This is a genomic window from Streptomyces viridochromogenes, assembly GCF_001270495.1.
Classification (GTDB): Bacteria; Actinomycetota; Actinomycetes; order Streptomycetales; family Streptomycetaceae; genus Streptomyces; species Streptomyces viridochromogenes_A.
Genome location: NZ_LGUR01000242.1, coordinates 17064 through 28522, shown reverse-complemented (window position 1 = coordinate 28522; position 11459 = coordinate 17064). Strand labels below are relative to the sequence as shown.

The window sequence follows — 11459 nt, the reverse complement described above, 5'->3', positions numbered from 1 at the left end:
ACTTTCACCACTGCACTGCCCACCCGGTGAGCCCGTTCAACCCTCCTCGCTCCTTCGCTCCTCCCCGCTTCTCCCGCTCCCCCCCGCTTCTCCTCAATCCCCTTGATCGAAGGGGAGGTCGAGCATCCTGATCGCGTTTCCGCGCAGCAGCTTGTACGCCACCTCGTCCGAGAGCCCGCCGACATGCTCCTCGGCCACCCGCTTGGTATGCGGCCAGGTCGAGTCGACGTGCGGATAGTCCGTCTCGAAGGTGGCGTTGTCGACGCCGACCGTCTCGATGGCCTCGATGCCGTGCTTGTCGCGGAAGAAGCAGCAGAAGATCTGGCGGTAGTAGTACGTCGACGGCGGCTCCGGGATCAGGTCCTTCACGCCGCCCCAGGCCCGGTGCTCCTCCCAGACGTCGTCCGCGCGTTCCAGGGCGTACGGGATCCAGCCCATCTGGCCCTCGCTGTACGCGAGTTTCAGCCGTGGGAACTTCACGAGCACCCCGGAGAAGAGGAAGTCCATCATCGACGCCATGGCGTTGTTGAAGCTGAGGGATGCCTGGACGGCGGGCGGGGCGTCGGGCGACGCGGCCGGCATCTGGGAGCTGCTGCCGATGTGCATGTTGACGACCGTGCCGGTCTCCTCGCAGGCCGCGAAGAACGGGGCCCAGTAACCGCAGTGGATGGACGGCAGCCCCAGATACGTCGGGATCTCGCTGAACGTCACCGCGCGCACCCCGCGCGCCGCGTTCCGGTGGATCTCCGCGACCGCGAGGTCGATGTCCCACAGCGGGATCAGACACAGCGGGATGAGGCGGCCGCCGCTGTCGCCGCACCACTCCTCGACCATCCAGTCGTTGTAGGCGCGCACACAGGCCAGCCCGACCTCCTTGTCCTTGGCCTCGGCGAAGGTCTGGCCGCAGAAGCGGGGGAAGGTCGGGAAGCAGAGCGATGCCTCGACATGGTTGACGTCCATGTCCGCCAGCCGGGCCTTCGGGTCCCAGCAGCCGCGCCGCATCTGCTCCCGGGTGATCCCGTCGAGCGTCATCTCGTCCCGGGAGAAGCCGACGGCCGCGATGATGCGCTTGTACGGGAAGAGGCCGCCCTCGTACTCCCACCAGTCGGTGATCTGGCCCTCCGGGTCCGTGGTGAACCGGTACTTCCCGCCGACGTACTCCAGTTCACCGATCCCCGCGGTGAGGGGCTTGGGACCCCGGTCCCGGTACTTGGCCGGGAGCCAGGTCTCGAAGAGGTGCGCGGGCTCGATCACGTGATCGTCCACGCTGATGACTTTGGGCAGGTCTTTCGTGCCGCTCTCGGAACTGGCCACGCCACGCCTCCCGAATCTGACGACCCATCAGATTCAGCGTAGAGGGCGTCCCGGGGAGCGGCAAGAGAGAGCGGCGTCAGCCGTTCCAGCTCTCGTCGTACGGATCCTTCGGTGCCTGCACCGGCTTCGCCTCCGTGACCTCGATGAACGGGATCGGGCCGCCGTTGACCGGGTCCTCGGCGCGGCGCGGGGTGTAGGTGCCGGTGATCCGCAGCCAGGTGTCCGGCTGGAGGACCGGCGGGACCTCGCCGGTGAGGGCGACCTTGACCGGCTGGGCGTCGGCGGCGCAGCAGTTGAGGGCCATGCGGACGAGGTAGGGCGTGCCGTCGCGGTCCAGGGCCAGGAAGCCGGTGAGCTGGACCTGGCGGTGGCGCAGGGTGCGGCCGTGGTCGTAGACGGCGCGGCCCGCGTAGTCGACGACGCTGAGGGGCAGGGGGTCGGCGGCCGGGAGGGCCGGGTAGGCGAGGGGTTCCTGGAGGGCCGTGCCGGTGCGGGTCGCGCTGTAGGAGCCGAGGGCGGGCGGGGCGACCAGGATGAGGGCGAGGAGGGGCAGGACGAGGAGCCAGGAGACGCGGGGTTCGGGGTGGACATGGCCCTGGGCGCCGTCCGGGTTGTGCCGTCGTGCCCGCTTGCGCTCGTACCAGACCGTCGCCACCGCCGCCGCGATCAGCACCGCGCCGGACACCAGCACCAGCGGGCGCAGGCCCTGCTTGACGTACCGCAGATAGAGGTCGGTGGTGCCCGCGTGCAGCAGGGACGCGCCGAGCAGGAACAGGACCGCCGACTGGGCCTGGCGGTTCACAGGATCACCCACCCGGTCAGCACCGACACGACGACGGCCAGCGTGAAGGTGGCCGGTGCGAAGCGCAGGGCGAAGGCGCGGCCGAAGGTGCCCGTCTGCATCGCGAACAGCTTCAGGTCGATCATCGGGCCCACGACGAGGAAGGTGAGCCGGGCCGTGAGCGAGAACTGGGACAGCGACGCCGCCACGAACGCGTCCGCCTCCGAACAGATGGACAGCACCACCGCGAGGATCGCGAGGGCGAGGACCGACAGCACCGGGTTGTCGGCCGCCGCGCGCAGCCAGCTCTCCGGCGCCATCGCCTTGAGGGTCGCCGCCGCCATCGCGCCGACCACCAGGAACCCGCCGGCGTGCATCACGTCGTGCCGGACGGAGCCCCAGAATGCCTCGCCCTTGCTCTGGCCGTCGTGGGACGGGTGGGAGGGCGGCTTCAGCCAGTCGGTCCGGCCCAGGCGCAGCCACAGCCAGCCCATCGCGCAGGCCACCAGCAGGCTGGCGACCAGACGGGCGAGGACCATCTCCGGGTTGCCGGGGAAGGCGACGGCCGTCGCCGTCAGCACGATCGGGTTGATCGCGGGGGCGGACAGCAGGAACGTCAACGCCGCGGCCGGGGCGACGCCGCGCCGGACCAGCGCCCCGGCCACCGGCACGGACGCGCACTCGCAGCCGGGCAGCACCGCGCCGGCCGCGCCGGCGACCGGAACGGCGAGGGCGGGGCGGCCGGGCAGGGCGCGGGCGAAGAAGGACGGCGGCACGAACACGGCGATCGCCGCCGAGAGCAGCACGCCCAGCACCAGGAAGGGCAGCGCCTGGACCATCACCGCGACGAACACCGTGGTCCAGCTCTGCATGACCGGAGCGGAGAGCGCGCGGCGGATCGGGCTCTGGAGGAGCACCAGCACGACCATGAGCATGGTGAGGAGGAGGGGGGAGTTGAGGTGCCGGCCCTCTTGCCCGGCCCGGCCGGTCTCGCCGGTCTCGCCGGTCTCGCCGGTCTCGCCGGTCTCGCCGGTCTCGCCGGTTTTCTGCGGGGCCGCTTTGGTGATCGCCACGGGCGAGGTACCTCCGGTGGTGCGGAAGGGCGCTGGTTTCCCTCCCCTCCAGTACGGCCGGCGGAGCGTGGACGTTCAGTCGCGGAGGTTCGGCGGAGGTTCGGTCGCGGAGGTTCGGTCGCGGAGGTTCGGTCAGCGGCGGGCCGCTTCTGGAACCACCGTCACCATGAGGCAGTCTTTTCCCTCGTGGGGAGCGTTCCGAATCAGGGCTTGGGGAGTGACACGGCCGCGCACATGGTGGTGTGCGGCGACGACGGTCTCGCGCACCGGCTGGCCGCCGAGTTGCGCGGCGTGTACGGAGAACAGGTCACGCTCGTCGTGCCGCCCTCCGAGCGCTCGGTACGGCCCCCCGTCGTGGGCCGGGCCCGGGCCGCGTCGGCGGCGCTGCTCGGGGCGGTGACCGCGGCCGTGGGCCGCGCGGGCGGCGGGGCCGGCGGCGGCAACGAACCGGCCGGGAGCATCCGGGTGGTGGAGGCCGCCGAGGCCACCGAGGCCGCGTTCGCCGACGCGGGCGTGGAACGGGCCGCCGCACTCGCCCTCGTCTATGACGACGACGAGACCAACATCCGCGCCGCCCTCACCGCCCGCCGACTCAACCCCCGCCTGCGGCTCGTCCTGCGTCTGTACAACCGCCGGCTGGGCCAGCACATCGAGGAACTCCTCGACCAGGCCGCCGCGTTGGCGACCGGCATGGGAGACGCCGCCCTGGACGCCTCCACGACCGTCCTGTCCGACGCCGACACGGCCGCGCCCGCCCTGGCCGCCACCGCCGTCGCCGGCACCACCAAGGTCGTCCAGACGGACGGCCTGTTGCTGCGCGCGGTGGAGCGCCCGCCCCCGCGGCCGGGGCAGACACCACCGTCCGGGCTGGCCACGCTGGCCCTGCTGTCCACGACCAGCAACGACCCCGCCGGAACGGACGGTTCGGAGGGCAGCGGGGACCAGGGCCCGCTGCTGCTGCCGGACGCGGCGGCCGTGCAGGGGGCCAGGGGCCGCGGAACGGTCGTCCTGGAACAGGTGTCGTACGCGGGCCCGTCCCTGCCGTCGGGCCGGAGCGTCGTACCGTCGTTCGGCTCCCTGTTCTCGCGGCGGCTGAGGTGGTCGCTGGCCGGGCTGGTGGGGTGTGTCGCGGCGCTGGCCGTGGCGCTGACGGTGGTGACCGGGGAACACCCGCTGTACGCGACGTACATGACCCTCCTCGACCTCTTCGCCATCAACGAACCCGCCCTCCACCAGTCCATGGCCCGCCAGATCCTCCAGCTGCTGTCCGGGCTGACCGGACTGCTGCTCCTTCCGGTGCTGCTCGCCGCGGTGCTGGAGGCCCTCGGCACCTTCCGCACCGCCTCCGCCCTGCGCAAACCGCCGCGCGGGCTCGGCGGCCATGTCGTCCTGCTCGGCCTGGGCAAGATCGGCACCCGGGTGCTGACCCGGCTGCGGGAACTGAACATCCCCGTGGTGTGCGTCGAGTCCGACCCGGAGGCGCGCGGGATGGCGACGGCGCGGCGGCTGCGGGTGCCGGTGGTGCTCGGGGACGTCACGCAGGAGGGCGTCCTGGAGGCCGCGAAGATCCACCGCTCGCACGCGCTCCTCGCCGTGACCAGCGCGGACACGACCAACCTCGAAGCCGCGCTGTACGCCCGCTCCGTACGCCCCGACCTGCGCGTGGTCCTGCGCCTGTACGACGACGACTTCGCCACCGCCGTCTACCGCACCCTGCGCGCCGCGCACCCCCACGCGTCCACCCGCAGCCGCAGCGTGACCCATCTGGCCGCGCCCGCGTTCGCCGGGGCGATGATGGGGCGCCAGATCCTGGGGGCGATTCCCGTCGAGCGGCGGGTGCTTCTGTTCGCGGCGGTGGATGTGGCCGGTCATCCACAGCTTGAGGACAAGACGGTCGGCGAGACCTTCCGGGCGGGCGCCTGGCGGGTGCTGGCACTGGACCGGACCGCACGGGACGAACGCCGCGACGGTGGCCGGGAGGAACCGGCCGTGGAGGAGGCGTACGAGGACCCGTACCCGGGCGGCGCCTCGGGGTGGGTGTGGGACCTGCCCGACACCTACGTCCTTCAGAAGGGGGACCGGGTCGTCCTGGCCGCCACGCGGCGGGGTTTGGCGGAGTTGCTCGGGAGGCGGTCACGGGAACGGGCGGGGCGTGGCACGACGGGGTGAGCGGGCTCCGGGGGTGCGGCGCGACGGTCGTCCCTTCAGGGGCGGCTTCCTACTCCTACGAACTCCCGCCGACCCTCACCTCCCCTTCCTCGTCGACCCGGATCGGCACGTCCCTCCACTCGAAGTCGTAGTCACCGTTGGTGCACGACCAGCTGAGGCTCTGGCAGTGGTAGCCCGTGTCGCGGCCGGGCTCCGCCGTGAAGATCTTCGGAAGCCTGTCGCACCGCGGTTCCCGGGGCGCCGACAGACTGTCCGGCCCGTTCTTCCCGGCCTCCCAGGCGAACCAGTCGTAGACCTCCTGGGCGAGCACCACGGTTCTCAACGGGCGGGCGGTGTACTGGTAGTCGATGCCGTAGGGCTCGCCCAGGCCCTGGGGCACGGCGTTGGTGATCTTCACCTGCCAGGGCACCTCGACGTCCTCGTAGGTGACGGTGCAGCGCGTGGTGTCCCCCACGTCCAGGGCGAGTTCGCCGCCCTCGCACCGGCCGGGCTCGATCTCGCCCAGCTCGCCCACCATGTCGAGCGTCTTCTCCTGCAGGTCGTACAACGCCTGCGCGGTGGGGCCGGCGTCCCGGTCGGGGCGAGCAGGCAGCGCGGCCGTCACCTCGCGTCCGCCCAGCCCGGGATGCTCCTCGCTGGGCCGGATCCGCACGGGACGCTTCTCGCCCTCGATCGGGAAGCTCTTCGGCCGGTTCTCCCAGCCGCAGCCGGGCACGTCCTCGCCGCAGCCGCTCATCAGCACCATGGCCGCCGCCACGGCCGGGATCACCGCACGCCTCATCGTCTGGTCCTCCCCCGCGCCGGGCGTTCCTGCGACGACGCACAGGTGCGCGTGGTCGTCGCGGGAACGTACCGCCCCTGCTTCGGGACCCCACCCGCCTGCTTCGGGGCCCGACCCTCCTACTTCGGGACTCGGCCCTCCTACTTCGGGGCCCGACCCGCCAAGTGCCGCTCCGCGAAGTCCAGTTCCAGACGGACCTGCTTGATCCGCTCGTCCACCACCAGCGACCCGTGCCCCGCGTCGTACCGGTACACCTCGTGCACCGCCCCGCGAGCCTCCAGCCGCTTCACATAGTTGTCGACCTGCCGGATCGGACAGCGCGGGTCGTTCACACCGGCCGAGATGTAGACCGGTGCCTTCATCTGGTCGACGTACGTCAGGGGTGACGATGCCTCGAACCGCTCCGGGACCTCCTCGGGCGTGCCGCCCAGGAGCGTGCGGTCCATGGCCTTCAGCGCCTCCATCTCGTCGTGGTACGCGGTGACGTAGTCGGCGACCGGGACCGCCGCGATGCCGAGCGTCCACGCGTCCGGCTGGGTGCCGAGGCCGAGCAGGGTGAGGTAGCCGCCCCAGGAACCGCCGGTCAGGATGAGCCGGTCGGGGTCGGCCAGGCCGGACGTCACGGCCCACTCCCGGACCGCCGCGATGTCCTCCAGCTCGATCAGCCCGACCCGGTGCTTGAGCGCGTCCGTCCACGCGCGCCCGTAGCCCGTCGAGCCGCGGTAGTTGACCCGGACCACCGCGTACCCGTGGTCCACCCAGGCCGCCGGGCCCGCCGCGAACGCGTCGCTGTCGTGCCAGGTCGGGCCGCCGTGGATGTCGAACACCGTCGGGAGCGGGCCCTCGGTGCCGGCCGGCCGCTGCACCAGCGCGTGGATGCGGCCGCCCGGCCCCTCCACCCACACGTCCTCCACCGCGACCGAGCCGGGGGACTTCAGGCCGGGCGGATCCAGCACCACCCGCCCCGTCGTCGACCGCACCGCCGACGGCTCCGCCGCCGACGACCACAGGTACTCCACACTGCCGTCCGGGCGGGCCGTCGCCCCCGACACGGACCCCGCGGGAGTCGGGACGCGCACCAGCTCACGCCCGGCCAGGTCGTACCGGAACAGCTCGCTGCGCGCCTCGAAGCTGTGCGCGATCAGCAGCCCGGCCCCGTCCGGATACCACTCCGCGCTGACGTCACCCGGCAGCTCCAGCGCGAGATCCGTCTCCTCCCCCGTCGCCACGTTCCACACCAGCGGCTCCCAGCGGCCGCGCCGCTGGTGGCCGATGAGCAGGCGCGTGTCGCCGTCGACCGGGGCGAAGCCCAGGACCTCCAGGCCCAGTTCCTCGGTACCGCCCTTGGTGTCGTCGAGTTCGGCGACCGCGGTGCCGTCGGGGCGCAGGACGCGCAGCGCCGAGTGCATCGCGTCGCCGTGCTCGGTGTGCTCCACGGCGATCAGCGAGCCGTCGTGCGAGAGGTCGCCGACGCCCGCGGACTCACGGTGGCGGTAGATCTCCACCGGGGGCTCGCCGAAACGGGCCACATGGATCGTCGTGCCGTCCTCGTCCGTCGAGCGGCCCACGATCGCCGTACGCCCGTCCCGGCCGAGAGCGAGGCCCGCCGGGTACGACGGGTCCAGGCCCGGCGCGGCGAGCTCGTCCTCACCGCCGGCGAACGGCTGTCGGCGCCACACGCCGAACTCGTCGCCGTCCTTGTCGTCGAACCACCAGATCCACGCGCCGTCCGGGGAGAGCAAACCGTCCGTCGTGCCGTTCTGCCGGTCGGTCACCTGGCGCTGCTCGCCCGTGGAACGGTCCCAGGCGTACAGCTCGTACGTCCCTGTGGCGTTCGACACGAACAAGGAGCGGTCCGGTGCGTCCTCAGCCCAGTCGGGCAGCGACACCCGAGGCGCCCGGAAGCGCTTCTCCCAGTCCGGCATGGCCTTGTCCGCAATGCCCTTGTGCTGCATGTGGTGATCCCGCGAATCGGACCCGTGGCTGTCAGTCATGGCCCCATAGTGCCTGGCCCCGCCGACAATCCGCTGGCGAGGCCCCCAGCCTGTGGATAACTTTCGCATCCGTCGCCAGCCGCGTTGTCAGTGCCGGGGTGCAGACTCCTCGGCATGACGGATCTGCGCAAGACAGTCGAGAGGTTCTGGGCCACTGCCGAGGCCCGGGACTGGGACGCGTTCGCCGACACGCTCGCCGAGGACGTCGTGTACACCCTGCCCCAGACACGGGAGCGGATCAGCGGCCGGGAGCGGTACGTGCAGTTCAACCGGGAGTATCCGGGTGACTGGCATCTGCGGATCGAGCGGGTCGTCGCCGAGCCCGGCCAGGTCGTGACCTGGCTCCACGTCACCGTGGGGCCGGCGGAGATGCCCGCCGTCTCCTTCTTCACAGGTGACGAGAGCGGCCGTATATCCGTGATCGTCGACTTCTGGCCGGAGCCCTACGAGCCCCCCGCCGGCCGCGAGCACCTCACCGAGCGGTACTGACCCCGCGGCCGGGCCCTCCGCGGGAGCCCCGTACCTTTGAGGGCGTGTACCGGTTTCTGCTGACGCCCCGTTGGTGGGGGATCAACGTCTTCGTGCTGCTCGCCATCCCCTTCTGCGTGTTCATGGGGTCGTGGCAGCTGAGCCGGTTCGAGGCGCGGGTGCAGGACCATCGCACCGCCGGCGAGCTGGCCGAGAAGGCCGAGCACGAGGCGCCCCGCCCGCTCGCCGAGCTACTGCCGGTGGACAAGGCCACGTCGGGCCGGCTGGCCACCGCGAGCGGCCGGTACGGCGAGCAGCTGCTCGTGCCGGACCGGGAGCTCGACGGCAGGCAGGGCTTCTACGTCCTGACGTTGCTGCGCACCGACGACGGCAGGGCGCTGCCGGTCGTGCGGGGCTGGCTGCCCGGTGACGCCGACCGGGCCGAGGCGCCCGCCGCGCCCACCGGCGAGGTCACGGTCACCGGCGCGCTCCAGGCGTCCGAGGTACCGGGTGAGAACGGCGTTCCGGCGCGAGGTGGTCTGCCGTCCGGCCAGACGGCGGCGATCAGCGCGGCATCGCTGGTGAACCTGGTGTCCTACGACGTCTACGACGCCTGGATCACCCTCGCCAAGGCCGACTCCGGCATGAAGCCGGTACCGGTGACCGCCGCCAACGACACCGGCCTCGACCTGAAGGCGTTCCAGAACCTCGGCTACACCGGCGAGTGGTTCGTCTTCGCGGGCTTCGTGGTCTTCATGTGGTTCCGGCTGCTCCGCCGCGAGGTGGAGTCCATCCGGGACGCGGAACTGGGGCTGCTGCCGGACGAGGAGGCCACCGCTTCCGTGGCCGCCCGGCCTGAGAAGCCGACCGAGGACCAGCCGCAGCAGCCGACGAACGCCTAGGCGCACGCCACGACGCGTGGCAGGTGCGCAGTCGGCGGGTGCGCAGTCTCGCGAGAGCTTCTGCCCCCGCCGCGAGAGCCCCTGTGCTGCCCCGCCGCCCCTGCGCCGACCGTCCGCTACGCCCCTGCGAGCAAGCCCGTCCAGTAGATGTTGCCCGCGCACGCGTTGGACACCGACACCGAGGCGGTCGTTCCCGCCTCCGCCGTGTTGGTGATCGTGACGCTGCCGTCGGCCGTGCCCTCCGCGGCGACCATCTGGGTCGTCGTTCCGGTGTCGCCGCCCGTGGAGGTGCCCTCGGTCGTGCCGGTGGGGTTCTCGGTCGGGGTCGGGGTGGGTGAGGGGTCGCCGCCGCCCGTGCTGCCGCCGGTGTTCTCGCCCGTCGACGGGCAGGTCTCCGTGGGGACCCAGGCGAACTTCACCTGGTACGAGTCGCCCGGCTTGAGCACGAGCGAGGCGAGTTCCTGGGACGGGTCGGGCAGACCGGCCGCCGGGTCACCGGCGACATGCCGGACCGGGGCTCCGATCTTCGTGACGTCCGCCGCGCCGGCCGTGACGAAGCCCACCGTGCCCGGGCTGCCCACCGTGCAGTCGACGGTGGAGATGTTGCTGAAGCTGAAGGTGCCGTACACCGCGCCGGACACGTCGGGGATCTCGGCGGTGCCGCTCCCCGTGCCGAGCTGCTCGGCGGTGCAGACGGGGACGCCGGCCGTGCTGGGGACCAAGGGGTCGTCGGAGGCTCCGGAGCCGGTCCCCGGACCGGTGCCGGTGCCCTTGTCCTCGTCCTTCTCGTTGCCCTTGCCCTTGTCCTCGGTCTTGCCCGAGGAGCCGCCGGACGTGCTCTCGCCGCCCTCCGTCTCCTTGCCCTGACCGGCGCCCCCCTGCGCCTGTTCGCCATGGCCGGCGTTCGAGGAGTTGACGTTGGCGCCGGTGGAGTTGGAGACGTGCACCAGGGCCGGGACGGCGGTGCCGACGAAGAGCACCGCGGCCGCCGCGCCGACGAGCGCCTGCCGCTTGCGCGCCCGTCGGGCCGGCACCGCCCGCCGCAGATGGTCCAGTGTGCCGTCGCGTGGCTCGATCTCCTCCACCGCGTCGTGGAGCATGCGGCGCAGTGCCAGCTCATCCGAGTCGAACCCCTCGGGGCCCTGTTCGTCGGGGCCGTGGTTCACAGTTCCGTTCCCAGCGTGCGATTGCTTCGGCTGTTGCTTGTCCGGCTCGTGGGTGACGTGCGGATCACGCCGCTCGTCATGGTCCTCGCTCATGCCGGTGCCTCCATGGCGACCCGCAGCGCCGCGATGCCGCGCGAGCCGTACGCCTTCACCGAGCCCAGCGAGATGCCGAGCGTCTCGGCGACCTGCGCCTCGGTCATGTCCGCGAAGTACCGCAGGACCAGCACCTCGCGCTGCCGGCGTTGCAGGCCCTTCATCGCCTTGATCAGGGAGTCCCGCTCCAGCTGGTCGTACGCCCCCTCCTCCGCGCTCGCCATGTCGGGCATCGGCTTCGACAGAAGCTTCAGACCGAGTATCCGGCGGCGCAGGGCGGAGCGGGAGAGGTTGACGACCGTCTGACGCAGGTACGCCAGCGTCTTCTCCGGGTCACGGACGCGCTTGCGCGCGGAGTGGACGCGGATGAACGCCTCCTGGACGACGTCCTCGCAGGAGGCGGTGTCGTCGAGGAGGAGGGCCGCGAGACCCAGCAGCGAGCGGTAGTGGGCCCGGTAGGTCTCGGTGAGATGGTCGACGGTCGTACCGGCTGCCGCGGCGTTCTCGGCCTCGGCTCCGTCGCGCTGACTGGGTATGCGGGCGGGCCGCGCTGCGGGCATGGGCGCGATCACCGGCATGCCGCCGGGCGCACCGGGCATGCGGGATCGGCCACGCCGGCGGGGCGGCCGTAGGGCCGTGCCGCGGGTCGCCGCAGTGAAGTCGAGTACCTCTGCCACGTCTGTTGGACACGCTTCCCCCCGCGAGGGTTGTACGTGCC

The 11459-nt window shown here is 72.1% G+C and carries 10 protein-coding genes; 3 read left to right on the top strand and 7 right to left on the bottom strand.

The genetic code is table 11. From position 1 onward, the window contains the following. Window positions 1–93: 93 nt before the first annotated feature. The 3 genes from ADK36_RS38605 to ADK36_RS38595 all read right to left on the bottom strand — a co-directional run bounded on the left by ADK36_RS38605 (window position 94) and on the right by ADK36_RS38595 (window position 3168). A complete protein-coding gene (locus ADK36_RS38605) occupies window positions 94–1314 on the bottom strand; it encodes an amidohydrolase family protein (protein ID WP_053200907.1) in 1221 nt (406 codons plus the stop codon). Window positions 1315–1390: 76 nt separating this feature from the next. Beyond that, complete coding sequence (locus tag ADK36_RS38600) at window positions 1391–2116, bottom strand: TIGR03943 family putative permease subunit (RefSeq protein WP_048585608.1); 726 nt, start codon at window positions 2114–2116, stop codon at window positions 1391–1393. After that, complete coding sequence (locus tag ADK36_RS38595) at window positions 2113–3168, bottom strand: permease (RefSeq protein ID WP_053200905.1); 1056 nt, start codon at window positions 3166–3168, stop codon at window positions 2113–2115. Before ADK36_RS38595 ends, ADK36_RS38600 begins: the two co-directional genes overlap by 4 nt. Window positions 3169–3402: 234 nt before the next feature. Between ADK36_RS38595 and ADK36_RS38590 the strand changes: the two genes are divergently transcribed. Beyond that, a complete protein-coding gene (locus ADK36_RS38590) occupies window positions 3403–5337 on the top strand; it encodes an NAD-binding protein (protein WP_053200902.1) in 1935 nt (644 codons plus the stop codon). Between the two features lie 55 nt (window positions 5338–5392). On the opposite strand, the gene ADK36_RS38585 is transcribed toward ADK36_RS38590, so the two are convergent. Both ADK36_RS38585 and ADK36_RS38580 read right to left on the bottom strand, forming a co-directional pair. Then, window positions 5393–6118 (bottom strand): hypothetical protein, encoded by a 726-nt coding sequence (locus ADK36_RS38585; RefSeq protein ID WP_063784527.1) that lies wholly within the window; start codon window positions 6116–6118, stop codon window positions 5393–5395. 140 nt (window positions 6119–6258) lie between these two features. After that, a complete protein-coding gene (locus ADK36_RS38580) occupies window positions 6259–8112 on the bottom strand; it encodes a S9 family peptidase (RefSeq protein ID WP_053200897.1) in 1854 nt (617 codons plus the stop codon). Window positions 8113–8226: 114 nt separating this feature from the next. Between ADK36_RS38580 and ADK36_RS38575 the strand changes: the two genes are divergently transcribed. Together ADK36_RS38575 and ADK36_RS38570 are read left to right on the top strand one after the other, a co-directional pair. Next, a complete protein-coding gene (locus ADK36_RS38575; protein WP_048585603.1) occupies window positions 8227–8601 on the top strand; it encodes a nuclear transport factor 2 family protein in 375 nt (124 codons plus the stop codon). A gap of 44 nt (window positions 8602–8645) precedes the next feature. Continuing rightward, a complete protein-coding gene (locus ADK36_RS38570; protein ID WP_048585602.1) occupies window positions 8646–9482 on the top strand; it encodes an SURF1 family protein in 837 nt (278 codons plus the stop codon). 116 nt (window positions 9483–9598) lie between these two features. Here the strand turns inward: ADK36_RS38570 and ADK36_RS38565 are convergent, their stop codons facing one another. Continuing rightward, on the bottom strand, window positions 9599–10648 hold the full coding sequence (locus tag ADK36_RS38565) for a hypothetical protein (RefSeq protein WP_048585631.1): 1050 nt from the start codon (window positions 10646–10648) through the stop codon (window positions 9599–9601). An 89-nt stretch (window positions 10649–10737) separates the two neighbouring features. Beyond that, on the bottom strand, window positions 10738–11418 hold the full coding sequence (locus ADK36_RS38560) for a SigE family RNA polymerase sigma factor (RefSeq protein WP_234330039.1): 681 nt from the start codon (window positions 11416–11418) through the stop codon (window positions 10738–10740). Window positions 11419–11459 lie beyond the last annotated feature (41 nt).

What these genes read in the sequence shown, in the direction of transcription:
- ADK36_RS38590 (WP_053200902.1), top strand. Translation starts at nt 3,403, where the DNA reads ATGGTGGTGTGCGGCGACGACGGTCTCGCGCACCGGCTGGCCGCCGAG.
- ADK36_RS38585 (WP_063784527.1), bottom strand. Translation starts at nt 6,118, where the DNA reads ATGAGGCGTGCGGTGATCCCGGCCGTGGCGGCGGCCATGGTGCTGATG.
- ADK36_RS38580 (WP_053200897.1), bottom strand. Translation starts at nt 8,112, where the DNA reads ATGACTGACAGCCACGGGTCCGATTCGCGGGATCACCACATGCAGCAC.
- ADK36_RS38575 (WP_048585603.1), top strand. Translation starts at nt 8,227, where the DNA reads ATGACGGATCTGCGCAAGACAGTCGAGAGGTTCTGGGCCACTGCCGAG.